The following is a 24,053-nucleotide window of genomic DNA, read 5'->3' on the forward strand; positions in this document are numbered from 1 at the left end:
GATTCATGGCACCATCCCCTGAACAGGTCACGGCCGCGCTCGCCACGGTGAACGACCCGGAGATCCGCCGGCCGATCACCGAGCTCGGCATGGTCAAGAGCGTCGACATCTCTCCCGACGGGGTGGTGCGCGTCGGCGTGTACCTGACCGTCGCCGGCTGTCCGCTGAAGGACACCATCACCCGCGACATCACCGGCGCCGTCTCCCGGCTCGATGGCGTGTCGCGCGTCCACGTCGACATGGACGTGATGAGCGCCGAGCAGCGCAAGGAGCTGCAGACGAAGCTGCGCGGCGACCGCGGGCCGGAGAAGGAGATCCCCTTCTCCAAGCCCGGTTCGCTGACCCGCGTCTTCGCCGTCGCCAGCGGCAAGGGCGGCGTCGGCAAGTCGTCGGTCACGGTGAACCTCGCCGCCGCGATGGCCTCCCAGGGCCTGAAGGTCGGCGTCGTCGACGCCGACATCTACGGCCACTCGGTGCCGCGCATGCTCGGTGTGAGCGAGAAGCCCACCAAGGTCGAGGACATGATCATGCCGCCGGTGGCGCATGACATCAAGGTCATCTCGGTCGGCATGTTCAAGCCCGAGGGCAACACCCCGGTGGTCTGGCGCGGCCCGATGCTCGACCGCGCGCTGTACCAGTTCCTGACCGACGTCTTCTGGGGCGACCTCGACGTCCTGCTGATGGACCTGCCGCCGGGCACCGGCGACATCGCGATCTCGGTCGCCCAGCGCCTGCCCACGGCGGAGATCCTGGTCGTGACGACCCCGCAGCAGGCCGCCGCCGAGGTGGCCGAGCGCGCCGGGTCGATCGCCGCCCAGACCCACCAGCAGATCGCCGGCGTCATCGAGAACATGGCGTGGCTGCCCTGCCCCCACTGCGACGAGCGCATCTCCGTGTTCGGCGAGGGCGGCGGCCAGTCCGTGGCCGACGCGCTGACCCGCACGCTGGGCTCGCGGGTGCCGCTGCTCGGTCAGGTGCCGATCGACATGCGGCTGCGGGAGGGCGGCGACGAGGGCAAGCCGCTCGTGCTGACCGACCCCGACGCCCCGGCGGCCGCCGAGCTGCGCCGGATCGCGGCCGGGCTCGGCCGCAAGCCGACCGGCCTCAAGGGCCTGAAGCTCGACATCTCACCGGTCAAGCACTAGAGCGGTCAGGTCGCCTCGTTGTCGTAAGGCGGGATCTCCCCGACGCCCAGCTCGGGCAGCTCGGGCGTCGGGGAGTCCGGCCCGTGGTCCGTGTGCCCGGAGTCGTTCCAGTCCTTCTCGAGGTCGTCGAGCAGGTGCTTGCGCACGAAGTTCTTGGGGTTGAGGTCGGCCGGGTCGAAGTTGGCGAACTCGGGACCCATGTTGGCCTGCAGGTCCGACTTGGCGTTGTTGGCCATCTGACGGAGCTGCCGCAGCGTGCGGCCCGCCTGCTGGGCGGCCTGGGGCAGCTTGTCCGGGCCGAAGACGAGCAAGGCGATCACCACGAGCGCCAGGGCCTCCGCCCAGCCGAGTCCGAACATGGCGATCTCCTCCAGCAAGTACGACTGGTTTCAGACTAATGCCCACGCCCCCGCGCTGGGGACGGGGGCGTCCCGGCAGGACCAGCCGCAGGATCAGGACGGGGCGGTCAGGACGGGGCGGCGCTGGGGACGGGTGCCGCGCCGACCGTGACGGTGGCGGTCCGCACCTCGCCGTCGTGCCGGAACCGCAGGCGGACCTGGTCGCCGGGTGCCTTGCTGCGGATGGTGACGACCAGTTCGCGGCTGTCGCTCACCGGCCGGCCGTCGACCTCCAGGATGACGTCGCCGGCCCGCAGGCCCGCCTTCGCCGCGGGCCCGCCGGGAGTGACCGGCACGGCGCCGCCCTCGGTCTCCGTGGCGATCCGCACCCCCTCGCCCTGATAGTTCTGGTCGATGGTGATGCCGATCCGGGAGGTGCGGGCGGCCCCGGTGGTGATCAGCTCCTGGGCGATCCGGCGCACCTGGTTGACCGGGATCGCGAAGCCGAGGCCGATGCTGCCGGACTGCTGGCCGAGCAGCGAGCCGCCGCCGACCGTGGCGATCGCCGAGTTCACGCCGATCACCTCCCCCGCCGTGTTCACCAGCGGGCCGCCGGAGTTGCCCGGGTTGATCGCGGCGTCGGTCTGGATCGCGTTGATCAGCGCGTAGTCGGACCCGGTGCTGCCGCCGGCTTCGACGGGACGGTTGAGCGAGCTGATGATCCCGGTGGTGACGGTGCCGGTCAGGCCGAGGGGCGAGCCGACGGCGATGACCGGGTCGCCGACGACCGCCCCGTCGGAGTTCCCGAGGGCGAGCTCCGGCGCCCTGACGGTCCCGTCGGGCTTGACCACCGCGATGTCGGAGTTCGGGTCGCGGCCCACGACCCGCGCCGCGGCGGAGGTGCCGTCGTTGTAGCGCACGCGGATGTTGCCCACCTGGCCCGAGACGGCCACGACGTGGTTGTTGGTGACGACGTAACCGCCCTTGATGACGAAGCCCGACCCGGTGCCGGCCTCGCTGTTGCCCTTCACCTCCAGCGAGACCACGCTGGGCAGGACCTTGGCGGCCACCCCCGCGACCGACCCGGGCGGCCGTGCCGTGGGGAGGGACGACGGCCCGCTCAGCGTGTAGCCGGGGTCGATCCCGGAGGTGGGGCGGGTCAGCAGGAACGTCCCCCAGCTCGCCACCCCGCCCGCCACGAGCGCGATCACCACGGCCAGCGCCGTGAACAGCGCGAGGTTGGGCCCGCGGGGCTCCGGCGCCGCCTCCGTGAAGGCCGTCTCCGTGAAGTACGGCTGCCGGGGGACCCCCGGCGGGGGCGCCCACCGGGCGCCCCAGGAGTCGTGGGACGGCTCCTGGGGCGCCTCATGTCCGGCGGGCAGGAACTCGGGCCGGTCCGACGCGCCGTGGGAACGCGTGTTGTCGGTCATCGCGACAGTGACTCCTCGCACACGAGCGCACTTCCCGCACCCAAACGGCTGCGGTGTCCGATCGTATGCCGTCTCCCCCGGTCAGCGCGAAAGACCCCTGGTCACGCTCTGCGACGGACTGGGCGACACGCTCACCACCGGCGCCTTGTTCGGGGCGGGATGAACGAACATCTGCCCGGGGGTCTGGCTGGGAGTGGCGCTCGATCCGCCGGCCATGAGCATGGTGCCGAGGGCGACGGCCGCGGAGGCCATTCCCACGGCCACGTATCCCGCGCGTCTGGCCCTGCCGGGCCGCCCGGGCCCCGATCGTCCGTCGTCCCGGCGCCGGGGCCGGTTGTCCATCGGCCCCGCGGCGTGCATGCCGGGAAGCCGGCCGAAGGCCGGATGGTCGGGAAAGGGCCGCATCCGCGGCGGCAACGGCCCTCCCGGCTCCGCCATGCGCAGGAGCGACATCGTGAGGTCCGCCGGCATGGCGGGCGGATCCATGGACCGCAGGCGGGTCTTCAGCGCCCGCAGCGCGTCGACCTCCGCGCGGCAGTCCGCGCAGAAGGTGAGGTGCGCCAGCGCGCGTTCCCGCTCGTTGTGACTGAGTTCGCCGTCGATGAGCGCGGAGACGCGCTCGCCAAGATGACTCACAGTCCCTCCCTGCTGAATGAAGGGGGGGTTTGGTCGCCGTTCCGGTTCGCCGAGGGCGCCCGGTGGTCGAGTGCCTCCCGCAGTTGCGCGCGGCCGCGGTGGATGCGGCTGCGCACCGTGCCGAGTTTCACGTCGAGAGTCCTCGCGATCTCCTCGTAGGACAGGCCCTCGATGTCGCACAGCACCACGGCCGCCCGGAACTCCGGCGCCAGGGCGTCGAGCGCGGCCTGGATGTCGGGCTCCATGTGCGCGTCGTCGTACGCCTGCGCCGGGGACGGCTCGCGGCCGTGCAGCCGCTCGGCGGCGTCGTCCGCCAGTCCCTCGAAACGGATGCGCTGCCTGCGCCGCGCCATGTCGAGGAAGAGGTTCGTGGTGATCCGGTGCAGCCACCCCTCGAACGTGCCGGGGGTGTAGCTCGACAGGGATCGGAACACCCGGACGAAGACCTCCTGCGTGAGGTCCTCGGCGTCGTGGACGTTGCCCGTCAGCCGATAGGCCAGCCGGTAGACGCGTGCGGAATGCGTTCTGACGACCTCCTCCCATGTGGGAGGCGTCCAGTCGGACACCGAAGTCTCCGCCTGGTGGTCGTGCTCGTCCACCGGCATTCCTCTCTGCAGGATCGTCGCTACAGCCATAGTGCCTGGTTTCGCCCCTTCCTGCGTACCGTGGGCCGAGCGGCCTTGAACAAAGACCGTTCAAAGCGTGCAACGTCCCCGTTGTGGCGTGAGTTCCCGTTCCGGGCCGACTCCCCTAGGCTGCGTGCAAGATGAAGCAGGGGAGGGAGAGGCCGATGGCGACACCGGCCAGCCTGGAGTACGCGGAGGAGTTCGTCCCGGAGGACGACATCCTGCGGACCGCGCGCCGGCGTGGCATCGAGGTCGGAGCGCGCCCGATCCTGCCCGGGTGCGGAGCGGCGCTCTGCTTCCTCGCCACGGTGGTGAACGCCCGCTCGGTGGTGGAGGTCGGCACCGGCTGCGGGGTCTCCGGCCTGTGGCTGCTGCGCGGGATGCGCCCGGACGGCACGCTCACGAGCGTCGACGTGGAGCCGGAGCACCAGCGCATGGCCCGCCAGACGTTCGCCGAGGCGGGCTTCTCCGGCAGCCGGATCCGGCTGATCGGCGGCCGCGCGCTCGACGTGCTCCCCCGCCTCGCCGACGGCGGCTACGACATGGTCTTCTGCGACGCGGCCAAGCAGGAGTACATCGACTACCTCACCGAGTCGGTACGGCTGCTGCGCCAGGGCGGCGTCGTGGTGTTCGGCGACGCCTTCGGCGGCGACCAGGTGGCCGACCCCACCCAGCGGGACCCCGACACGGTCGCGATCCGCGAGCTGGGCAAGCTCGTCCGCAACGACGAGCGGCTGCGCCCGCTGATGCTGCCGCTCGGCTCCGGCCTGCTGGCCGCCGTCAGGCTCGCCTGAACCGGCGTCAGGCGGTCAGGTAGCGCAGGAGCAGGCGGACGCCGAAGCCGGTGCCGCCCTTGGTGATCTCCCCCTCGTCGGAGCCCGCCCGGGCGGGACCCGCGATGTCCAGGTGCGCCCAGGGCCGCCCGCCGGCGAACTCGCGCAGGAACAGCGCCGCGAGGATCGACCCCGCCGACCCCGACATCGCCCGGTCGACGTTCGCCAGGTCGGCCACGTCGGAGTCGAGCATCGCGCGGTAGTCGTCGATCAGCGGCATCCGCCAGAGGCGCTCCCCGGTGGCCTCCCCCGCGCCGGTCAGGCCCGCGGCCAGCTCCTCGTCGGTCGAGTAGAGGGCCGCGATCGCCGGGCCGAGGGCGATCTTGGCCGCGCCGGTCAGGGTGGCGACGTCGATGACGACGTCGGGGTCGAGCTCAGCGTCCGCGTACGCCAGCGCGTCGGCCAGCACCAGGCGGCCCTCCGCGTCGGTGTTCAGCACCTCGACCGTCCGCCCGCCGTACTGCCTGATGACGTCGCCGGGGCGCTGCGCGGAGCCGGAGATGGAGTTCTCGGCGCAGGCCACGAGCCCGGTCACCCGCACCGGCACCTCGAAGTCCGCCAGCGCGCTCATCGCGGCGATGACGGCGGCGCCGCCGGCCATGTCGGTCTTCATCGTCTTCATGCCCTCGGTGGGCTTCAGGGACAGACCGCCGGAGTCGAACGTGATGCCCTTCCCGGCGAGCACCACGTGGGCGCGCGGGTTCTCCGGCGTGTAGGAGAGCCGGACGAGGCGCGGCGGGTTCACCGACCCCTGGCCGACGGCCCGGATGCCGCCGAACTCGTCGAGCTCGGGCCCCGCCCAGACGCGCACGTCCAGGCCGGCGCCGGCCGCCACCTCCGCCGCCCGGTCCGCGAGCCAGGCGGGGGTCTTCACGCTGGCGGGGGTGTTGACGAGGTCGCGGGCGAGCGCGGTGGCCCGCGCGAGCGCCTCGCCCCGCCGCAGCTCCCGCTCGTCGCCGCCGACGAAGACGATCTCCCGCACCGGCTTCCCCGCGCGGCCGTCGCCGATGGTGAACGAGTACGACGCCAGCAGCGCCCCCTCCACCAGGGGCGCCGTGGCTCCCTCGGAGGCGGGGACCACGACCGACAGCGACGCCTTGCGCCTGGCCCGTCTCGCGACGGCCGCCCCGGCCCTGCGCAGCGCGCCGGGCGAACCGTCGCCGACGCCGTACAACAGGACGCGCCGCAGCCCGCCCTCCCGCGGGGCGGTCGCCTCGACGACCTCGCCGGGCTCGCCCTTGGCCTCGTACTGCGCGAGCAGCGCGTCCGCCGGCACCGGCAGCTCCGCCCAGGGCGTGGCGGGCAGGGTCGGGCCGGGGCCGAAGGGCACGGCCACGAGGTCCGCCTCCGGCGCGGGCCCGGCGGTGCGGGGGCCGGAGAGGACCGGCGTGGTCTCGATGGGCACGTCCACCTCCAACAGGGCGGCCCCGGCGCGGAGGGACCCGCCGCCAGGGCCGTGGATCAACAAGCCGGCCGGATGATCAGCCGACGACCTTCTTCAGCGCGTCGCCGAGGGCGCTGGCCTCGTCCGCCGAGAGCTCCACGACGAGTCGGCCGCCACCCTCCAGAGGGACCCGCATGACGATGCCCCGCCCTTCCTTGGTGACCTCCAGCGGACCGTCACCGGTCCGCGGCTTCATCGCCGCCATGCGTGTATCCCTTCCCGCCTTGTCGGCCGCCCCAGGGGGTAACCGGCGTATTCACGTTTCTGTGATGTTCTATTATCCCGCCTCGGAGCTCAAAAAGGTAACGGCCCGGCCCCGGTAGGTGGATCAATGCACGCACCGCGCGCGTTGTCGGAGGGCGGGACGTGACCCCACACTGGGTGGCGTGAACGCCCGAGCCGCGCTTTTCGATCTCTATGGGGACCACCTCCGCACCCGTGGCGGCCGCGCCTCCGTGGCCGCGCTCGTACGGCTGCTCGCGCCGCTCGGCATCGCGGCGCCGGCCGTGCGGACCGCGATCTCCCGCATGGTCCGGCAGGGTTGGCTCGATCCCGTACGGCTCCCGCAGGGACCGGGGTACGCCGTCACGCCGAAGTGCGAGCGCAGGCTCGACGACGCCGCGGCCCGGGTGTACCGCGGGGGCGACACCCCCTGGGACGGGCGGTGGCACGTCCTGGTGCTCGAACCGGTCAGGGACCGGGCGCGGCGCGAGCGTCTCCGCTCCGACCTCGCCTTCCTCGGGTACGCGCCGCTGTCCGAAACCACCTGGATCGGGCCGCGGCCGTCGCCGGAGCTCGACGCGCTGCGAATCCCCGGCCACCGGTTCGACGCGGCCTACGAGGGCGACGCGCGGAACCTGCTCGCCCGCGCCTGGGACCTGGACGCCGTCGGCAGGGCGTACGAGGACTGGCTTACCAGCGCGGCCGGCCTGATCGGCTCGCTGCCGGAGGGGGCCCCGGACGACCGGGTCTTCGCGGTCCGCAGCGAGCTGGTGCACGGCTGGCGCAACTTCCTGTTCCGCGACCCCGGCCTGCCCGCCGACCTGCTGCCGCCGGGCTGGCCGGGTGAGAAGGCCCGCGCCTTCTTCGACCAGGAGGCCGCCCGGCTGCTGCCGGCCGCCGCCGCGTTCGTGGACCGCAACCTGGCCGCGAGCTGAGACCCGCCGCGGTCAGGCGCCGCGGAGAGCGGTGACGGCCTCGCGGACGTGGCAGTCGGCGACGTGGTCGTTGACCAGGCCGATGGCCTGCATCAGGGCGTACGCCGTGGTGGGCCCGACGAAGCGGAAGCCGCTCTTCTTCAGCTCCTTGGCCAGGGCGGTGGAGCCGGGGGTGCGGGCGGGAACGTCGGCGAGGGTGGCCGGGGGTGTCCGTCCCGGCTCCTCGGCGTACCGCCACACGAGCGCCGACAGCCCGCCCGGCAACTCCGCGGCGGCGCGGGCGTTGGCGACGGCGGCCTCGATCTTGGCGCGGTTGCGCACGATGCCCGCGTCGGCGAGCAGGCGCTCCACGTCCGCCTCGTCGAAGGCCGCCACCGCGGGGATCGAGAACCCGGCGAACGCCTTGCGGAAGTTCTCCCGCTTACGCAGGATCGTCAGCCACGACAGGCCGGACTGGAACGCCTCCAGGGTGATCCGCTCGAAGACGAGGTCGTCGCCGCGGACCGGCCGGCCCCACTCCTCGTCGTGGTAGGCGACGTAGTCCGGCGTGGACCCCGCCCAGCCGCACCGGATGACCGTGGTCACCTCCGTGGTCAGCTCCGTGGTCACTCGGTCACCATGTCTCTTCGGCGTCGGAACGGTCGCCGTCCCTGCCCTCCCTGGCCGCCGGCACGGGCACCTCGGGCTGGTCGCCGGCCCTGTCGCCGGGGAGTTCTTCGGTCTTGTTCTCAGTCTTGTCGTCGGTCGCGTCACGCGCCCCCGGCCGTCCGTAGGCCAGTTCGGCCACCCGCTGCTCCAGCACGGCGATGCGGGTGTCCCGCTCCGCGAGCGCGATCGACACCCGGTTCAGGGTCTCGTCCACGGCATGGGTGCTGTAGCCCACGAGACCGATCGGAAGCCTGAGCGTCATCAGGTCGGTGGGGGTTAACTGTCCGGCGGCGGGCAGGCCGAGCGGCGGAGCGTCGGAGGAGAACTCCGCCATCTCACCCCCATGGCCCAGCGAGACCATCACCACACACGCGATCACGGCGAGCCCGGCGATGACGAGTACGACCAGCACATACGAATCGTGCCACAACTCGTGTGCGTGCGAGCATGGAAGGCATGACGCTGGTGATCGGGCCGGACGACCCGGCCGACCCGGAGTGGGCCGAGGCCGCCTCGCTGCCGGAGGTGTCCGCCCTGGTCCGGGCGGGGCGCACCGTCCTGGTGACGCTGCCGGAGGACGAGACCGAGGCGATCGCCGCCGCCGCGGCGTACGCCTGGGCGGGCGCCGGCGTCTTCCGGACGTCCCACCCCGCGACCTCCCACCCCGCGACCTCCCACCCCGCGACCTCCCACCGCGCGACCTCCCACTCCGTGCGGCAGGCGCTCGACATGACCGAGGCCCTGCTTGGCCGCCGGCCCCCGGCCCTGACCCGCCGCGGGCTGGCCTGAGCCGGGCCCGTCCTCCGGGCGGTCAGCTCTCGCCGAGCTCCTCTCCGGTGGGGCGCAGCTGCGGGACCGGCCGTTCGAGCAGGTCGAGGGCCTCGTCCACGGTGGTCGCCCACGCGATCGCGTCGAAGGCGTCGGGCCGCAGGAAGCCGTGTTCGTACATGCCGTCGACCAGGACGCGCAGGGGGCCGTAGAGCCCCCACGGGTCGAGCACGACCAGCGGCCGTTCGTGCATGCCGAGGACCCTGGAGGTCCAGATCTCGAACAGCTCCTCCAGCGTGCCGATGCCGCCGGGGAGCACGAGGAAGGCGTCGGACCTGGCGTCCATGACCCCCTTGCGCTCGCGCATGTCCGCGGTGACGATCAGCTCGTCGGAGTCGGTGTCGGCGATCTCGATGTCCACGAGCACCTGGGGGATCACGCCGACCGTCCGGCCGCCGCCCGCGCGGACGGCCCGCGCGACCTCGCCCATGCAGGAGACGACCGCGCCGCCGCTGACGAGCCCGTGGCCCCGGCGGGCCAGCTCCGTGCCCACCTCCCGGGCGAGGTCGGCGTACTTTCGGTCGATCCGCTGGCTGGACGAGCAGTAGACGCACACGAACACCCGGACACCCTACTTGTTGGGGTCGCGGCGGTCCGCCTCCACGATGGTCCGTACGGCCTCGTCGGGGTCGTCGGTGACCGAGACCAGCTCGACGTCCTGCGGGGAGATCTTGCCGGACGCCATCAGGGTGTCGCGGATCCAGTCGATCAGGGGGGTCCAGAAGGCCACGCCCATCATGATCACCGGGAAGGAGGTCACCTTGCGCGTCTGGACCAGCGTCAGCGCCTCGAACAGCTCGTCGAGCGTGCCGAACCCGCCGGGCAGGGCCACGAACCCGCTGGCGTACTTGACGAACATGGTCTTGCGGACGAAGAAGTACCGGAACTCGATGCCGAGGTCGACGTAGTCGTTGAGCCGCTGCTCGTGCGGCAGTTCGATGCCGAGGCCCACCGAGACGCCGCCCGCCTCCAGCGCGCCGCGGTTGGCCGCCTCCATCACCCCGGGGCCGCCACCCGTGATCACCGCGTAGCCCGCCTTGGCGAGCGCCGCGCCCACCTTCACCCCGAGTTCGTACTCTGCGGTTTCGGGACCGGTGCGGGCCGACCCGAAGACCGTCACGGCCGGGGGAAGGTCGGCGAGGGCGCCGAAGCCCTCCACGAACTCCGACTGGATGCGCAGGACCCGCCAGGGGTCCTCGTGCAGCCAGCCGGTGGGGCCCCGGCGGTCGAGCAGGCGCTGGTCGTGGGTGGATTCGGGGACGAGGCCGCCGCGAACCAGCGATGGGCCCTGCCGGCGTTCGGGTCGGGTGTAGTTCATGCCCGTCACGCTAACGGCCGCCGTCGGGACCGGCGAAAAAATCTTGGATGAAATCTTGGCGGGAGGGAACCGCTCCTCGCCGAGGCCCCGTCTAAGAAACGAGGGTGCTGCTCGGGACGAAAGTGGCTCTCCCCGCCAAATGGCCGGCGAGGAGAGCCACTTTCTTCTACCTACCGCCGGTCTCCTCGGTGAGCCACTCCGTCATACGGCGCTCGCTCTCGACGATCTTGGCCAGGCTCACGCTCTCTCCCGCCGTGTGCGCCACGTCGGGGTTGCCCGGACCGCAGTTGACGGCGGGCATGCCCAGGGCGGAGAAACGCGCGACGTCGGTCCAGCCGAGCTTGGCCCGGGGCGTGCCGCCGATCGCGGCGGCGAACGCCGCGGCGACCGGGTCGTTCAGTCCCGGCCGCGCCCCGGGAGAGCCGTCGGTGAGCCGTACGTCGAAGCCGTCGAACACCTCGCACACGTGCGCGAACGCCTCCTCGATCGTCCGGTCGGGGGCGAAGCGGTAGTTGACGGTCACCACGCACTCGTCGGGGATGACGTTGCCGGCCACCCCGCCGCGTACGCCGACCGCGTTGAGCCCCTCCCGGAACCGGAGTCCGTCCACCAGCGGGCTGCGCGGCTCGTACCTGACCAGCCGGTCCAGCACCGGCGCGATGCCGTGGACGGCGTTGACGCCCTCCCAGGAGCGGGCGCTGTGCGCCCGGACGCCCTTCACCGTGATCTCGGCGCGCAGCGTGCCCTGGCAGCCGCCCTCGATGAGCCCGTCGGTCGGCTCCATCACGACCGCGAAGTCGCCGGCGAGCCACTCGGGGTGGGTGCGGGTGAGCCGCAGCAGCCCGCTGCGCTCGGCCTCGATCTCCTCGCAGTCGTAGAAGACGAAGGTCAGGTCGCGGTTCGGCGCGGCCAGCAGGCAGAGCTTGAGCTGCACCGCCACCCCGCTCTTCATGTCGGAGGTGCCGCAGCCGTACAGCACGCCGTCCTCGGTCCTGCTCGGCAGGTTTCCGGCCACCGGGACCGTGTCGATGTGCCCGGCGATCACCACGCGCTCGGCCCGGCCGAGATCGGTCCGCGCCACCACCGCGTCGCCGTCCCGCAGCACGGTGAGGTGGGGCAGGGCGCGGAGGGCCTCCTCGACGGCGTCGGCCAGCGCCTTCTCCGCGCCGCTCACCGACTCGATGTCCACCAGCCGCGCGGTCAGCGCGCCCACGTCCTCGGCAAGGTCAAGTCGCATGCCTCCCGACCTTACGCCACCTGGACGGAGTCGGTGGGCTTGGCGTCCTTGCGCCAGCCGTCGTGCCCGGCGGCCGCCGTCCAGGCGACCCCCTCGAACCGCACCTCGCGCAGGCCGTACTTCTTGGCGTGGGCGACGTACCAGGCGGCGACCAGCCAGCCGCGCTTGCCGGCCGCCTCGGTGCCGAGCGCCCGCACGAGCTGTTTGCGGGCCGTCTCCGCCTGCGGCTTGACCGGCTTGGCGGCCGGCGGGTACCAGCAGTGGACGGCCCGCGGGACCCGCCCGGTGAACGCGGCGGACAGGATCCGGGCGGACTGCTCGTGCTCGGCGTAGGCCGAGCCGTCGGCGGAGCGCTGCACGGCCTGGGCGGCGTCGTGCAGCGGCAGGGTCCGGTAGTGCTTCACCTTCTCCAGGGCGGCGAAGAACTTGCGGGTCGCGTAGACCGGGTCCTGCAACTGCTCGACCGTCCCCCAGCCCTGTGAGGGCCGCTGCTGGAAGACTCCCACCGAGTCGCGGTCGCCGTACGGGAGGTTGGCCAGCTTGGACTCCTGGATCGCGGTGACATAGGCGATCTGGAGGGCCCGCTCGGGCAGTTTGCGCCGGGCCGCGACGGCGGCGACGGTGGCCGCCACCTGGGCCTGCTCTATGTCGATGTCGAGCGTTCCCTCGGGGGTCGTGACGAGGCAGTGCTCCCCGAGCGCGAAGGGCTCGGTCCGCTTCAGCAGGTGATAGGCGCCGTAGAAGATCGCCCCGCCCAGCAGGACGACGATGACCACGACGGTCACGACAGGTTTGGTAAGGCGCCGTTCCACGATCCAGAACCTACCCCGGTGATCAGGGCAGTCGTTCCGCGCGGACGGATCCGGGAGTGAGGGGGCGGGCGTACGCCGCCTCCCACTGGCCGCCCTGCACACGCTGGAACGACAGCAGGCGGCCGTCGCCCGCGCGGTAGTCGGCGAAGTCGAGCAACCCGCGCTCGGGCAGGCCCGTCCTCCCCTCGGACCGGAAGGCTGCGGTGCCCCGCTCGATCGGGGAGAACTCGACGCCGTCGACGATCAGCATGTGCTTGGCCGGCACCATCCCCTGGGTCGGCACGTCGGTCCACAGCAGGACCTCCAGGTGGGACGGCTCGCCACCCGGACCCGGCCGTTCCGCGACCGACAACCAGTTGTCGTACCGGCGGGCGCCCTCGTCGAGGAGGTAGTCGGTCCACTGCTCGCCCTGCACCGCGCAGTGCACCGCGCCGACGGCCCGGTAGCGGGCGGCCTCCACGTAGACCGTGTCCCCCACCTTGATCGTGCGGGGGTCGAAGTAGTCGGGATCGGACGCGAGGTCCCGCGCCGCCGATTCTCCCGGGGCGGCGGGCGGGGTGCGCACCGGCTGACGCGCACGGCTGCGCCGGCTCGCCATCACGGCGCCCAGCAGGACGACGACCGTGGCGAGGCCCAGCACGATCACGATCGTTGTCGTCATGGCGCGCGATCCTACTGGAGGCGGCTCACCGCCGCATCGACGCGCTCGTCGGTGGCGGTGATCGCGACACGGACGTGACCACGCCCGGCGTCGCCGTAGAACTCGCCCGGCGCGACGAGGATGCCCCGGTCCGCCAGCGCGCGCACCTGGTCCCAGCAGTCCTCGCCGTTGGCGGCCCACAGGTAGAGCCCGGCCTCGGAGTGCTCCACCCGCCAGCCCGCCCGTTCCAGCGCGGGGCGCAGCGCCGCCCTGCGGCGGGCGTACCGCTCCCGCTGCTCGTCGGCGTGCGCGTCGTCGTCCAGCACGGCCGCCATCGCGGCCTGCACCGGAGCGGGCATGATCATGCCCGCGTGCTTGCGCACCTCCAGCAGCCGCCGTACGAGCCGGGGGTCGCCGGCGACGAACCCCGCGCGGTATCCGGCGAGGTTCGACCGCTTCGACAGCGAGTGGACCGCGAGCAGCCCCTCGTGCGAGCCCTCGCACACGTCCGGATGGAGGACCGACAGCGGCTCGTCCTCCCAGCCGAGCTCGATGTAGCACTCGTCGGAGGCGACGATCGCGCCGTGCTCCCGCGCCCACGCGACCACCTTGCGCAGGTGCTCGGCGGGCAGGACCCGTCCCGTGGGGTTGGACGGCGAGTTCACCCAGACGAGCGGCACCCGCTCGGGCCCCAGCGAGAGCAGCCCGTCGGTCGCGTAGGGCTCGGCTCCGGCGAGCCTGGCCCCTACGTCGTAGGTGGGATAGGCGAGCGCGGGAAAGACCACCCGCTCCCCCGGCCGCACGCCGAGCAGCGTCGGCAGCCAGGCCACCAGTTCCTTCGTGCCGATCGTCGGCAGCACGTCCGCGGGGTCGACGACGACCCCGTGCCGCCGCCGTAGCCAGCCCGCGGCCGCCTCACGCAACCGCGGCGTGCCGTACGTCAGGGGATAACCGGGGCTGTCGGCGGCGGCGGAGAGTGCCTGGCGGGCGACGGGGGGAACCGGATCGACCGGCGTGCCGACCGACAGGTCGACGATCCCGCCGGGATGCGCCCGCGCCACCTCCTGGTACGGCACCAGCCGGTCCCATGGAAAGTCGGGCAACGCGATCAAAGGAAATCCCCCAGTCGTGACGGAGCGGGCCCGCGAGGGTCGGTGACTCTTTAGTGTTCCTCGCTCTGCGGCGGAAGCGCCGCGACCACCGGGTGGTCCTTGTTGATCTTTCCGACCTTCGAGGCGCCGCCGGGCGAGCCCAGCTCCTCGAAGAAGTCGACGTTGGCCTTGTAGAAGTCCTTCCACTGCTCGGGAAGGTCGTCTTCGTAGAAGATCGCCTCCACGGGGCAGACCGGCTCACACGCCCCGCAGTCCACGCACTCGTCGGGGTGGATGTAGAGCATGCGTTCGCCCTCGTAGATGCAATCGACGGGGCACTCCTCGATGCACGCCTTGTCCAGGACGTCCACGCAAGGCTGCGCGATGACGTACGTCACCTCGGGCTCCTTCTGGGTTGCACGGCTCGACCGCGGGTTGCTAGCCCTAGTATTGCGGTGCCTGCTTACCAGCCGGAACAGGAGGGGGGCAATCGTCGTGGCCCCTCGGGCCGGAGCCCGTCTCGTCGTCGCGATCACGCCCGCCGACGTGGGCCAACGCGTGACCACCCGGCGCAGGGCGCCAGGTGGGTACCGGGACGCCGTCGGCGTGTTGGAATCCTGGCGCGACGGGGTGCTCACCGTGCGGAAACGGGACGGAAGCCTCGTCGAGATCGACGAGGAGACCCTCGCCGCCGCCAAGGTCGTGCCGCCCGGACAGCCGAGGTAATCAGGCGGCAATCCCGCAGCGCGCCGCCTCGACCGGCCGCGCCGGCGGGGCGGAGCATACGCGACGTGACCCTACGCGCCTGTGTCGTGACGATCTCCTCGGCGGCGGTCCTCCTGGCCGCGGCCTCCGCGTGCTCCCGGCAGCGGACGCCGGACAGGCCGCCGCCTCCGCTGAATCCCCGCGCGGCCAGTCTGGCCGACGGGTTCGGCACGATGGACAGGCTCGTCGACGCCGCCCGCAAGGAGGGCGCGCTCACCGTCGTGGGCCTGCCGGGCGGCTGGGTCGGCTACAAGGAGATCATCGCCCGCTTCTCCGACAAGTACGGGATCAAGGTGACGTCGGTCATGCCGGAGGCGAGCAGCCGGCAGGAGATCGACGCCGCGGCCCGCCTGCGCGGGACGGCCCAGGCGCCGGACGTCTTCGACGTCACGCTGGAGGTCGCGGTGGCCAACTCCCGGCTCTTCGCGCCGTACCGGGTGACGGGCTGGGCGGACATCCCCGACGAGGCCAAGGACCAGGACGGCCGCTGGTACGCCGCCTACGGCGGATACATGTCGATCGGCTACGACCCGAGGAAGGTGCCCGCCCCGGCGTCGTACGCCGCGCTGGCCCGGCCGGGGACGACGGTCGCGCTGCCCGGCGACCCCCGGCAGGTGGCGTCGGCGTTCAGCGGCGTCATGGCCGCCTCGCTCGGCCAGGGGCTGCCCGACGCCGCGCGCGGGGTGAACCTGTTCGCGCGGCTGCGGAAGGGCGGCATGCTCGGCCGTCCCGACCAGGCCACGACGGTGGTGGACTGGGACTTCATGAACGCGGCGCGGGCCGCGGGCGGGCGCGGGGCGGCGGCCTGGCGGGTCACGATCCCGAAGAACGCGGTGCTCGCCTCCTACTACATGCAGGCGATCGACGCCGCGGCGCCGCATCCGGCCGCCGCCCGGCTGTGGGAGGAGTTCCTGCTGTCCGACGAGGGACAGAACCTCTTCCTCAAGGCCTACGCCCGGCCGTCGCGGATGGAGGCGATGCAGACGCGCGGGGCCCTCGACGGGGACGCCGCCGCCCGGCTGCCCGAGGCGTCCGGCGACCCGGTGATCCTCACCATCCCCGAGCAGGACAAGGCCAAGGCGTACCTGGCCACACACTGGGCGAAGGATGTCGGCTGACACTCGCAGAGGCGGCGGAAGCCGTAAAGTGTGTCGCATCCCACCGGAATCCCACCAGATCCCAGGAGTCTCAGTCGGCACGAGACCGTGGTGATCAAGGCGTGGTGGCCAAGCCGCGGATCGAAGCGTGGTGATCCCGGCACCGGCCAGTAAGAATGCGAGCCGATCTTGAGGTACGAAACTCCCAGTCCCACTCGATGGAACGCTCGCGCCTACGACAGCTCCTTCGGCTACGTCTCGCCCGTGGGCGCGCCGCTGGTGGACCTGCTCGACCCCCGCCCCGGTGAGCGGGTGCTCGACCTCGGCTGCGGCACCGGGGTGATGACCGCCGAGATCGCGGCGCGCGGCGCCCACGTGCTGGGCATCGACGGCTCCCACGCGATGATCGAGCAGGCCATCGCCCATCACCCCGGCCTCGACTTCACCGTCGGCGACGGCCACGACTTCACCGTGGCCCAGTCGTACGACGCGGTCTTCTCGAACGCCGCCCTGCACTGGATGAGCCGCGACCCGGACGCCGTGATCGATTGCGTACGCGAGGCGCTGCGGCCGGGCGGCCGGTTCGTCGCCGAGATGGGCGGCGCGGGCAACTGCGCGGCCCTGACCTCGGCCATGCTCACCGCCTGGCGCGAGCACGGCCTGCGCGAGCCCGAGCTGCCGTGGTACTTCCCCGGCCCGGCCGAGTACGCCCTGCGGCTGGAGAAGGGCGGGTTCACGGTGCGGCTGCTCGAACACTTCGACCGTCCCACGCCGCTCGACGAGTGCCCCAACGGCGCGGCCGACTGGGTGCGGCTGTTCGCCGGCCCGCTGCTCGACCGGGTCCCTCCGGCGACCGTCGAGCCGCTGCTCCGGCGGGTCAACGAGCTGGCCGCCCCGGCGCTGCGGCGCGAGTCGGGCTGGATGGCCGACTACGTACGCCTCCGTTTCGCCGCCGAACGCCACTGAGCCGGCAACTGAGTCGGGAATCTCCAGCACGGCGAGGCGATTTGCCAGACTATGGTCTGGTCTTTGTGAGCGATGGGGACAGCATGAACTTCTGCCTGAGTGACCTCGTGCCACCACTGCGCTGGAGTGATGCCGCCCGCATCGGGACGCTCGACCGGCCGGGCCTGCCCGACGCCTGGTGGCGCACGCTCCCCCTGCACCGGGTGCTGGCCGTCGCGGACGCCGAGGCGCTCGCCGAGCTGCTCACCGTCCTCGCGCTGGAGCACTGGCCCGCCGCCGCCGTGGGCGACGTGCTGCCCGCGCTGCACGTGCTGGATCCCGACGAGGCCGACGACCCCCAGGTCGCGATCGCGCTCGACCGGGCGGGATCATGGCACGGCCTGCTCGCGCTGTCCGGCCGGGAGCTGGCCGACCAGCCCTTCGTCAAGGCGCGGCCGGTGCTCGCCGCCCTGTTCTCCGCCGTCTTCGCCCGGCTGGCGGAGTCTTCCCCCGAGTCTTCTCCGGACAGGAAGCCCGAGAGCCCGCCGGACGAGCCCGAGTCCGAATCCGAGCCGGAAACGGAGCCGGCCGGCCTGCCCGAGCTGATCGACGCGGCCTTCGCCGACCTCGACGACCAGACCTGGATGGTGGCGCAGAACCGGGTCTTCACCGACGACCCGTCGGCGCCCGAGCAGCTGGCCAAACTGCTCGCCGTACCCCCCGAGGTCCTCGCCGGCGCCGAGGCGGCCCTGCGCGGCCGGATCGCCCACTGGCTCGCGTCACCGGAGGCGGCGCCGTACAACGAGCACCTGGCCCGGCTCACCGCCGCGCTCGGGGTCGCGGTCCCGAAGGCGCGGCTGGTCGCGGCGGCCGACTGGCACGGGCGCGAACTGCGCTCGCTCGAGGTGCCCGCCTGGCGGTTCGTGCTCGCCACGCTGCCCGACCACCGTCTCTCCGGCGACTGGCTGGTGGCCGGGGACATCGAGGACCTGCGGGAGCGGACCCGCGGCCTGATCACCGCCGCCGAGCGGCCGCCGACCGTCTCGCAGGCGCTCGAACTGGTCCGCTCACTCGGCGTCCGTCCCGACGCGGCCAGGGAGTGGCTGGACAGCGTCCCCCAGTTACGCGCGCAGCGGGTGCCCCGCGGGAGCGGGCTCAAGGACGTGTCGCTGACCCGGCGGTGCTTCCGGCAGCCGGACGGCAGGTGGTGGCTGCGGGTCGACGTCTCCGGCGAACATCTCGGCGGCGCCGAAGTGATGCTGCCGACCGGGTTCGCGGCCTACGTCGGGCTCGCCCCAGGCGACACCCGGACCGTGCAGAGCGCCGCAGGGGACATCGGCCTCTCCTGGCACACCCGGCCGTCGCTGGGCTCGCTGCGGCGGATCCTCACCGAGGTCGCGGCCGAGGAGGGCAGCCACATCTTCCTGACCCTGTCCGAGGAGGGCCTGCTACGCGTACGGCACCTGCCGGCGGCCGGAGGCGACGAGACGAGACGGGCGCTGCGCCTCGTCGGTTACACCGCTCCGGGCGGCACGCCCGAGCAGGCGGCACGGGTGATCGCGACGCGGGTCGGGCTCACCGGGCCCGCCGGGCGGCCGGAGATCCTCGCGCGGCTGCGCGAACGCGGGGACCGCGACCTGCTGTCCCTGCTGGGATAGCGGGATGCCCCGGCTCGCGCTCTCCCCGGAGTTCCTGCACGGGCTCGACGCGCTCCCCCGGCCCGTCCGCCGGGAGGCGATCCTCGCCGTGCGCCGCTTCCTGCTGAACGCCTCCACCGCGCCGCACCCCGAGAGGGTGCGCAACTGCCGCGATCCCCGGGTCGCCACGCTGCGGCTCGCCGACCGCCACCGGGGGGTGGTCGTACGGCAGGACGACGTCTACTGGCTGCTGACCGTGCTGCCGGACGCCGAGGCGTGGTCGTACGCCCAGCGGCACCGGTTCGGGGTGAACACGGCCGTCGGGATCGTGGAGGTCTGGGACGCCGAGGCGCTGGAGCGGATCGAACCGGCCCTGCGCCGGGCGTCGCGGAGCGGCGGCCGTCCGGTGTTCGAGGACTTCTGCGACACCGACCTGCTGAACATCGGCGTGGACGCCCGCCTGCTGCCGCTGCTGCGGATGATGACGTCGGAGGCCCACCTCGCCGCGGTGGAGCCGCTGCTCCCGCGCAGCCAGTTCGCGCCGCTGTCGGCGCTGGCCCGGGGCGGCTCGCTCGCGGCGGCCTGGCGCGAACTGGACGCCTGCCGTTGCCGGGCGGCCGACGAGGTCGACCCCGAGGACCTGCTCACCGCGCTGCGGCGCAGCCCCGACCGGGCGGCGTTCGCGGCCGACGCCGCCGAGCTGGAGCGGCTCGTCGCCCAGCCCCACTGGTGCACGTTCCTCTACCCGCCGCAGCACACGTACGCCAACTGGCCGGCGTACGACGAGCCGGTGCTGATCACCGGGGGCGCCGGCACCGGCAAGACGGTCATCGCGCTGCACCGCGCGGCCCTGCTGGCCCGCGCGGCCACCGGCCCTGTCCTGCTGGTCACGTTCTCGCAGGGCCTCGCGACCGAGCTGTCCGCGCGGCTCGACACGATGGTCGGCGACGAGCTGGTGCGCAAGCGCGTCGAGGTGGGGAACGTGGACCGGATCGCCCACCGCATCGTCGCCGAGGCGGAGGGCCGCGCCCCGGCGCTGGTCTCCTCCGACGACCTGGCCGGGCTGTGGCAGGAGGCGGCGGCCGGGCGCTTCGGGAAGCACTCGGGCAGGCGCTTCGGCAGCGCGTTCCTGCTGCGGGAGTGGGAACAGGTGATCCTCGCGCAGGACCTGCGGACGCTGGAGGAGTACCAGGCGGCGGCCCGGCCGGGCCGCAGCGTGCCGCTGGACGCCGGGGCGAGGACCCTGGTGTGGGACGCCGTCCAGCACGTCATCGGGCGGCTGCGCGAGACGGGCCGGCGGACCCTTCTCCAGCTCGCCTCCGAGGCGGCGGGGCTGCTGGGGCGGGCCGTGGGCGACCTGCTGGGCGACCGGGAGCCGGGGCGGGAGCCGTACCGGCACATCGTGGTGGACGAGGCGCAGGACCTGCACCCCGCGCAGTGGCGGCTGCTGCGGGCGGCGGTCCCCGCCGCGCCGAACGACCTGTTCATCCTGGGCGACCCGCACCAGCGCATGTTCGACACGCGGGTCGCGCTCGCCGACGTCGGCATCCCCGTCCGCCGGTTCCATCTGAAGCTCTCCTACCGGCTGCCCCCGGAGATCCTTTCGTGGGGGGTGCGGCTGCGCGGCGGCGGGCCCGCCGACGGCCTGGTGGCGGGCAACGCCGGGCTGTACGGCTACCGCGGGCTGGGCCACGGGCCGCGCCCGATGGTGCGCGAGTACGTGACGCCGGCGGCGGAGATCGCCGGCCTCGTCTCGACGGTGGCCGAATGGCTGCGGGAGGGCGTGCCCACGGCCGAGATCGCGGTGGCCGCGCGTACCGCTGACCTCGTGCGCACCGCCCGTACCGCACTTCGCGAAGCGGGCATCACGGTCAAAGTCGCCTTGCTTCACGGGATGAAAGGGCTGGAATTCCGCCGGGTCGCCGTGATAGGCGTGGCTGACGGAATCGTGCCGGCGCCCGACGCGCTGACCCCGGCCGCCGAGGATCCGACGGCACGGGCGCACGATCTGCAACGCGAACGGGGGCTGCTCTACGTGGCGTGCACACGAGCGGGAGAGTTGCTCTACGTGTCCTATTCGGGACGCGCCAGTCCCTTCCTGCCTGTGTAACCACCTTGGCCTGATCCCCTAGTGTGAACTGCGGATATATTCCCCTCGCCGGTTGGACCTGCATGAACCTGAGCCTTAGCGACATCGTGCCTCCGCTGCGCTGGACCGCGCCCAGCCAGGTAGAGCCGATCGCGAGCGACCCCGGTCTTCCCGACGCGTGGTGGCAGGCACTCCCCCTCGACCGGGCCTGCGCGGCGGTGGGGACCGTCCAGATCGCCTCCCGGCTCGCCGACCTCACCAGCGCCTGCTGGGCGCATCTGGTCCTCGGCGACATCCTGCCGCTGCTGAGGTTCACCCACCCCGAGGAGAGCCTGCAGACGCCCGGGCCCCGCGATGTCGTCCACAAGCTGTTCATCGACGTCATCGACAGGCTGCTGGCCACCGAGCCGGCCGGGGAGCCCGCCGGGGTCCCGGTCCCGCCGGCCCTCCCCGAACGGCCGATGGCCGAGATCATCGACGAGATCTTCGCCCGGCTGGACGACCGCCAGCGGGCCATCGCCAGGGACCGGCTCTACTACGACACCTCGCAGCAGTCCGGCCAGCACCCCGGCCAGGCCCAGCGCGCCACGCTCGACGAGCTCGCCCAGCGCTTCTCCGTCACCCGCGAGCGGATCCGGCAGATCGAACGCGACCTGCGCGACCACGTGCTGGAGTGGCTGCAGAGCCCGGCCGCCGCGCCGCTCAACGCCCACCTGGCCTGGCTGCGTACCCGGCTCGGCTCCGCGGTGCCCGCCGACGACCTCGCGGCGGCCGTGCCGTGGCACCGCACCGAGCTGATCACCCTCGCGATCCCCGCGTGGCGGTTCGTCCGCACGCTGCTGACGGGGTACGACCAGGTGGACGGCTGGCTGGTCGCGGGCGGCGCGGACGAACTCAGGGAGAAGACGCGCCAGCTGTTCGCCGACGGCCCCCGCCCGATGGACGAGGCGGTCGCGCAGGTGGCCCAGCTCGGCGTACGCGAGGACGTGGCCGAGCGCTGGCTGGCGTCGGTGCCGCACCTGCGCGTGCTCGAAGGGCACGTCGTGCCCTGGCCGCGCAGCATGGGCGACAAGGCCGAGGCCGTGCTGGCGGTCTCCGGCGGACCGTTGACGCCGGAGGAGATCCAGGCCCGCATCGGCGAGGACTACAGCCTCGTCGGGCTGCGCAACCAGCTCGCCGCCGACGAGCGCTTCATCCGGCTCGACCGCAGCAAGTACGGCCTGCGCCGCTGGGGCGGCGAGGAGTACCTGGGCATCCGCGAGATGATCACCCGGGAGATCGAGCGCGCGGGCGGCGAGGCGTCCGTGAGCACGATCGTGGACAACCTCACCTCGCGCTACGACGTGAGCGAGAGCTCGATCAGGGCGTACGCCGGAGGGCCCGGGTTCGAACGCACCCAGCGCGGCTACATCAGGGTCGCGGGGCAGGCGCAGGGCGAGCCGTACCAGCCGCGCCGGGACGTCTCGATGACCCGGCGCTGCTTCCGCAGCCGCGACGGCCGGTGGTGGCACCGGGTCGACGTCAACGCCGAACACCTCCGGGGCTCCGGCTCGCCGCTGCCGACGGGTTTCGCGGCCCATCTCGGCATGGCGCCCGGGGGCCAGCTCACCGTGTCGACCTCGTCGGGCGAGGTGGTGATCAGCTGGCACAACCAGCCGACCATCGGATCGATCAGGAACGTGCTGGCCGACTACAACGCCTCCGAGGGCGACCACGTCTTCCTCACCGTCTCCGACGGCGGCGAACTGCTGACGCGGTTCCTGCCCGCCGCCGCGGCCGGGCTGCCCGCGATCAACCAGGCCCTGCACCTGATCGGGTACACCGCGCCGGTGGCGTCCGAGGCCGAAGGGCTGCGCCTCATCGGCGCGCGCATCGGCCTGGCCGAGGGAACCGGCCGGGAAGAGGTGCTCGACCGCCTGCGCGACCGCGGCGACCGCGAGATCCTCCGCTTCCTGTCCTGACCTTCCTCTCCGACCGAGGGCTTCCTGACTCAGGTTCCTTGCTCGGGTGAAGGGGACGCTTGGCGCAGCACGTAGGCTCAAGGCATGTTGCGGCTCCACGACACCCTGACCCGGCAGATCGTGCCCCTCGTACCGGCGGGTTCGCGGATCCTGCGGATGCACACCTGCGCCGCACACGGGCCCGCCGGTCTCGGCGACCCGCGCCCGCATCTGCTCGCCGACCTGATCCGCCGCCTCAGCGAGCGGGCCGGGTTGCGCGTGCTCGCCTGCCGGAACGTCTACGACCTCGGGTACGGGAGCGACGACGGAGCCTCGCTCGAAGCCGAGTCCCTCGCGCTCAACCTGCGCGTGCCCGAGCACTCCCCCCGCACCAGCGAGACCATGGGCCTGATCATCGAGCTCATCGGACGGCTCGTCGAGCGCGGCCACGCGTACGCCACCCCGGAGGGGGCGGTGATGTTCGACGCGGCGTCCTTCCCCGCCTACGGGGAGATCCGCGGTGAAGCGGCTTCCGGTGACTGGACACTGTGGGAGCCCGGTGACGAGGACGGCGCGGGCGCGGCCTGGGACGCGCCCTGGGGACGCGGGCTGCCGAGCCGCGACATCGAGTGCACGGCGACGCCGCTGCGGTTCCTCGGGCCGCGCTTCGACCTCTACGTCGGCGGCGACGACCTGCGCTCCCCGCACCACGAAAGGGTGCGGGCCCAGTCGAACGCCGCCACCGGCGAAGAGGCGGCCGCCCACTGGGCACACGCCGGACGCCTGCTGTTCGAGGGCCGGCCGGTGGGCTCCAACGGCGGCTCGTCTGGTGACTCAGACGGTGACTCTCCCGGTGGTTCTTCTGGCGGTTCTTCTGGCGGTTCTTCTACCGGCGCCCTGACGCCGTCCCGCGTGGCCGCGGCGGGGCTCGACCCCCTGGCCGTACGGCTGGCCCTGCTGCGGCACCCTTACCGGCAGCAGGTGGACCTCACCTGGGACACCCTGAAGACGGCCGACGCGGAACTGCGCCGCCTGCGGCGGAGTGTGGCCGAGTGGGCGGAGTCGCCCAGCCGCCCGATCGACGCCGCGCACGCCGAACGCGTCCAGAGCGCGCTGGACAATGATCTCGACACCCCGGAGGCCCTGCGCCTCCTCGGCGACCTGGAGACCGACGAGTCGGTCGCGCCGGGAGCCAAGTTCGAGACCTTCCTCCACTTCGACCACGTGCTCGCCCTCGACCTGCCCGCCGAAATAGGCAGGATCTGACCTCCACGGCAGCGCTCCGGGCAGGCCGAGTTCCGAACGCCTGTCAGCTCGATTCCAAGCGTCCTGCCGACTCTGTTGGTTGTTACCGAGTCCAACGCGGGTCCGCTGCGGTCCGCTGCGGGCGAGCCGGA

26 protein-coding genes are annotated in these 24,053 nt (G+C 72.8%); 11 read left to right on the forward strand and 15 right to left on the reverse strand.

Features of this window, described 5'->3' with window-relative positions:
* Positions 1 to 5: 5 nt before the first annotated feature.
* Positions 6 to 1,145 (forward strand): Mrp/NBP35 family ATP-binding protein, encoded by a 1,140-nt coding sequence (locus HHX33_RS19665; protein WP_182875878.1) that lies wholly within the window; start codon positions 6 to 8, stop codon positions 1,143 to 1,145.
* 5 nt (positions 1,146 to 1,150) lie between these two features.
* On the opposite strand, the gene HHX33_RS19670 is transcribed toward HHX33_RS19665, so the two are convergent.
* The 4 genes from HHX33_RS19670 to sigE all read right to left on the reverse strand — a co-directional run bounded on the left by HHX33_RS19670 (position 1,151) and on the right by sigE (position 4,154).
* Positions 1,151 to 1,504 carry a sec-independent translocase gene (locus HHX33_RS19670; RefSeq protein ID WP_182875879.1) on the reverse strand — a complete coding sequence of 118 codons (354 nt, stop codon included), beginning with the start codon at positions 1,502 to 1,504 and terminating at the stop codon, positions 1,151 to 1,153.
* Between the two features lie 107 nt (positions 1,505 to 1,611).
* Positions 1,612 to 2,913: a S1C family serine protease gene (locus tag HHX33_RS19675; protein WP_182875880.1), complete on the reverse strand. Its 1,302-nt coding sequence runs from the start codon at positions 2,911 to 2,913 to the stop codon at positions 1,612 to 1,614.
* Between the two features lie 81 nt (positions 2,914 to 2,994).
* Positions 2,995 to 3,549 (reverse strand): anti-sigma factor family protein, encoded by a 555-nt coding sequence (locus tag HHX33_RS19680; protein WP_182875881.1) that lies wholly within the window; start codon positions 3,547 to 3,549, stop codon positions 2,995 to 2,997.
* Positions 3,546 to 4,154 carry an RNA polymerase sigma factor SigE gene (gene sigE, locus HHX33_RS19685; protein WP_111701367.1) on the reverse strand — a complete coding sequence of 203 codons (609 nt, stop codon included), beginning with the start codon at positions 4,152 to 4,154 and terminating at the stop codon, positions 3,546 to 3,548. The genes HHX33_RS19680 and sigE overlap by 4 nt, the downstream gene beginning before the upstream one ends.
* 185 nt (positions 4,155 to 4,339) lie before the next feature.
* Between sigE and HHX33_RS19690 the strand changes: the two genes are divergently transcribed.
* Positions 4,340 to 4,969, forward strand: a complete 630-nt coding sequence (locus HHX33_RS19690) for an O-methyltransferase (RefSeq protein ID WP_182875883.1) — start codon at positions 4,340 to 4,342, stop codon at positions 4,967 to 4,969.
* A gap of 7 nt (positions 4,970 to 4,976) precedes the next feature.
* Here the strand turns inward: HHX33_RS19690 and HHX33_RS19695 are convergent, their stop codons facing one another.
* Together HHX33_RS19695 and HHX33_RS19700 are read right to left on the reverse strand one after the other, a co-directional pair.
* The gene (locus HHX33_RS19695; RefSeq protein WP_310740622.1) at positions 4,977 to 6,413 is read right to left on the reverse strand and encodes a leucyl aminopeptidase; all 1,437 of its coding nucleotides are present in this window, start codon (positions 6,411 to 6,413) and stop codon (positions 4,977 to 4,979) included.
* A 76-nt stretch (positions 6,414 to 6,489) separates the two neighbouring features.
* Positions 6,490 to 6,657, reverse strand: coding sequence for a DUF3117 domain-containing protein (locus HHX33_RS19700; protein ID WP_076433904.1), 168 nt, complete (start codon positions 6,655 to 6,657; stop codon positions 6,490 to 6,492).
* Positions 6,658 to 6,838: 181 nt separating this feature from the next.
* Here HHX33_RS19700 and HHX33_RS19705 point away from each other — a divergent pair, with 181 nt between their 5' ends.
* Positions 6,839 to 7,609: a PaaX family transcriptional regulator C-terminal domain-containing protein gene (locus HHX33_RS19705; RefSeq protein ID WP_182875884.1), complete on the forward strand. Its 771-nt coding sequence runs from the start codon at positions 6,839 to 6,841 to the stop codon at positions 7,607 to 7,609.
* A gap of 12 nt (positions 7,610 to 7,621) precedes the next feature.
* Here the strand turns inward: HHX33_RS19705 and HHX33_RS19710 are convergent, their stop codons facing one another.
* Both HHX33_RS19710 and HHX33_RS19715 read right to left on the reverse strand, forming a co-directional pair.
* Entirely contained in the window at positions 7,622 to 8,218 is a 597-nt protein-coding gene (locus HHX33_RS19710) for a DNA-3-methyladenine glycosylase I (protein WP_396777314.1), read from the reverse strand.
* Positions 8,219 to 8,222: 4 nt separating this feature from the next.
* On the reverse strand, positions 8,223 to 8,669 hold the full coding sequence (locus HHX33_RS19715; RefSeq protein WP_182875885.1) for a hypothetical protein: 447 nt from the start codon (positions 8,667 to 8,669) through the stop codon (positions 8,223 to 8,225).
* 44 nt (positions 8,670 to 8,713) lie between these two features.
* Between HHX33_RS19715 and HHX33_RS19720 the strand changes: the two genes are divergently transcribed.
* The gene (locus HHX33_RS19720; RefSeq protein ID WP_182875886.1) at positions 8,714 to 9,046 is read left to right on the forward strand and encodes a hypothetical protein; all 333 of its coding nucleotides are present in this window, start codon (positions 8,714 to 8,716) and stop codon (positions 9,044 to 9,046) included.
* Between the two features lie 22 nt (positions 9,047 to 9,068).
* On the opposite strand, the gene HHX33_RS19725 is transcribed toward HHX33_RS19720, so the two are convergent.
* The 7 genes from HHX33_RS19725 to fdxA all read right to left on the reverse strand — a co-directional run bounded on the left by HHX33_RS19725 (position 9,069) and on the right by fdxA (position 14,581).
* Positions 9,069 to 9,647, reverse strand: a complete 579-nt coding sequence (locus tag HHX33_RS19725; protein ID WP_182875887.1) for a TIGR00730 family Rossman fold protein — start codon at positions 9,645 to 9,647, stop codon at positions 9,069 to 9,071.
* A 9-nt stretch (positions 9,648 to 9,656) separates the two neighbouring features.
* The gene (locus HHX33_RS19730; RefSeq protein WP_182875888.1) at positions 9,657 to 10,403 is read right to left on the reverse strand and encodes a TIGR00730 family Rossman fold protein; all 747 of its coding nucleotides are present in this window, start codon (positions 10,401 to 10,403) and stop codon (positions 9,657 to 9,659) included.
* A 166-nt stretch (positions 10,404 to 10,569) separates the two neighbouring features.
* A complete protein-coding gene (gene dapE / locus HHX33_RS19735; protein ID WP_182875889.1) occupies positions 10,570 to 11,640 on the reverse strand; it encodes a succinyl-diaminopimelate desuccinylase in 1,071 nt (356 codons plus the stop codon).
* Between the two features lie 11 nt (positions 11,641 to 11,651).
* Positions 11,652 to 12,425, reverse strand: coding sequence for a hypothetical protein (locus HHX33_RS19740; protein ID WP_111701360.1), 774 nt, complete (start codon positions 12,423 to 12,425; stop codon positions 11,652 to 11,654).
* Between the two features lie 49 nt (positions 12,426 to 12,474).
* Entirely contained in the window at positions 12,475 to 13,113 is a 639-nt protein-coding gene (locus HHX33_RS19745) for a DUF4178 domain-containing protein (RefSeq protein ID WP_182875890.1), read from the reverse strand.
* 11 nt (positions 13,114 to 13,124) lie between these two features.
* On the reverse strand, positions 13,125 to 14,204 hold the full coding sequence (gene dapC, locus HHX33_RS19750) for a succinyldiaminopimelate transaminase (protein ID WP_111701358.1): 1,080 nt from the start codon (positions 14,202 to 14,204) through the stop codon (positions 13,125 to 13,127).
* Positions 14,205 to 14,254: 50 nt separating this feature from the next.
* Positions 14,255 to 14,581 carry a ferredoxin gene (gene fdxA / locus HHX33_RS19755; RefSeq protein WP_111701357.1) on the reverse strand — a complete coding sequence of 109 codons (327 nt, stop codon included), beginning with the start codon at positions 14,579 to 14,581 and terminating at the stop codon, positions 14,255 to 14,257.
* 97 nt (positions 14,582 to 14,678) lie between these two features.
* Between fdxA and HHX33_RS19760 the strand changes: the two genes are divergently transcribed.
* From HHX33_RS19760 to HHX33_RS19790, 7 genes are all read left to right on the forward strand, one after another.
* A complete protein-coding gene (locus HHX33_RS19760; RefSeq protein ID WP_182875891.1) occupies positions 14,679 to 14,909 on the forward strand; it encodes a hypothetical protein in 231 nt (76 codons plus the stop codon).
* A 65-nt stretch (positions 14,910 to 14,974) separates the two neighbouring features.
* Positions 14,975 to 16,066, forward strand: a complete 1,092-nt coding sequence (locus tag HHX33_RS19765; protein ID WP_138462758.1) for an ABC transporter substrate-binding protein — start codon at positions 14,975 to 14,977, stop codon at positions 16,064 to 16,066.
* A 168-nt stretch (positions 16,067 to 16,234) separates the two neighbouring features.
* Positions 16,235 to 17,011 carry a class I SAM-dependent methyltransferase gene (locus tag HHX33_RS19770; protein ID WP_182875892.1) on the forward strand — a complete coding sequence of 259 codons (777 nt, stop codon included), beginning with the start codon at positions 16,235 to 16,237 and terminating at the stop codon, positions 17,009 to 17,011.
* A gap of 65 nt (positions 17,012 to 17,076) precedes the next feature.
* Positions 17,077 to 18,648 carry a hypothetical protein gene (locus HHX33_RS19775; RefSeq protein ID WP_182875893.1) on the forward strand — a complete coding sequence of 524 codons (1,572 nt, stop codon included), beginning with the start codon at positions 17,077 to 17,079 and terminating at the stop codon, positions 18,646 to 18,648.
* A 4-nt stretch (positions 18,649 to 18,652) separates the two neighbouring features.
* The gene (locus HHX33_RS19780) at positions 18,653 to 20,737 is read left to right on the forward strand and encodes a UvrD-helicase domain-containing protein (protein WP_182875894.1); all 2,085 of its coding nucleotides are present in this window, start codon (positions 18,653 to 18,655) and stop codon (positions 20,735 to 20,737) included.
* A 62-nt stretch (positions 20,738 to 20,799) separates the two neighbouring features.
* Entirely contained in the window at positions 20,800 to 22,677 is a 1,878-nt protein-coding gene (locus HHX33_RS19785) for a sigma factor-like helix-turn-helix DNA-binding protein (protein ID WP_182875895.1), read from the forward strand.
* 84 nt (positions 22,678 to 22,761) lie between these two features.
* The gene (locus HHX33_RS19790) at positions 22,762 to 23,922 is read left to right on the forward strand and encodes a cysteine--tRNA ligase (RefSeq protein ID WP_182875896.1); all 1,161 of its coding nucleotides are present in this window, start codon (positions 22,762 to 22,764) and stop codon (positions 23,920 to 23,922) included.
* Positions 23,923 to 24,053: the final 131 nt, after the last annotated feature.

The organism is Microbispora sp. H10670 (genome assembly GCF_014161385.1).
Lineage (GTDB): Bacteria > Actinomycetota > Actinomycetes > Streptosporangiales > Streptosporangiaceae > Microbispora > Microbispora triticiradicis.

Excerpts from the sequence above, each read along its gene's own strand:
- sigE (WP_111701367.1), bottom strand. The coding sequence starts at position 4,154 with ATGCCGGTGGACGAGCACGACCACCAGGCGGAGACTTCGGTGTCCGAC.
- HHX33_RS19730 (WP_182875888.1), bottom strand. The coding sequence starts at position 10,403 with ATGAACTACACCCGACCCGAACGCCGGCAGGGCCCATCGCTGGTTCGC.
- HHX33_RS19780 (WP_182875894.1), top strand. The coding sequence starts at position 18,653 with ATGCCCCGGCTCGCGCTCTCCCCGGAGTTCCTGCACGGGCTCGACGCG.
- HHX33_RS19790 (WP_182875896.1), top strand. The coding sequence starts at position 22,762 with ATGTTGCGGCTCCACGACACCCTGACCCGGCAGATCGTGCCCCTCGTA.
- HHX33_RS19675 (WP_182875880.1), bottom strand. The coding sequence starts at position 2,913 with ATGACCGACAACACGCGTTCCCACGGCGCGTCGGACCGGCCCGAGTTC.
- HHX33_RS19785 (WP_182875895.1), top strand. The coding sequence starts at position 20,800 with ATGAACCTGAGCCTTAGCGACATCGTGCCTCCGCTGCGCTGGACCGCG.
- HHX33_RS19720 (WP_182875886.1), top strand. The coding sequence starts at position 8,714 with ATGACGCTGGTGATCGGGCCGGACGACCCGGCCGACCCGGAGTGGGCC.
- HHX33_RS19665 (WP_182875878.1), top strand. The coding sequence starts at position 6 with ATGGCACCATCCCCTGAACAGGTCACGGCCGCGCTCGCCACGGTGAAC.
- HHX33_RS19745 (WP_182875890.1), bottom strand. The coding sequence starts at position 13,113 with ATGACGACAACGATCGTGATCGTGCTGGGCCTCGCCACGGTCGTCGTC.
- HHX33_RS19690 (WP_182875883.1), top strand. The coding sequence starts at position 4,340 with ATGGCGACACCGGCCAGCCTGGAGTACGCGGAGGAGTTCGTCCCGGAG.
- HHX33_RS19670 (WP_182875879.1), bottom strand. The coding sequence starts at position 1,504 with ATGTTCGGACTCGGCTGGGCGGAGGCCCTGGCGCTCGTGGTGATCGCC.
- dapE (WP_182875889.1), bottom strand. The coding sequence starts at position 11,640 with ATGCGACTTGACCTTGCCGAGGACGTGGGCGCGCTGACCGCGCGGCTG.
- HHX33_RS19700 (WP_076433904.1), bottom strand. The coding sequence starts at position 6,657 with ATGGCGGCGATGAAGCCGCGGACCGGTGACGGTCCGCTGGAGGTCACC.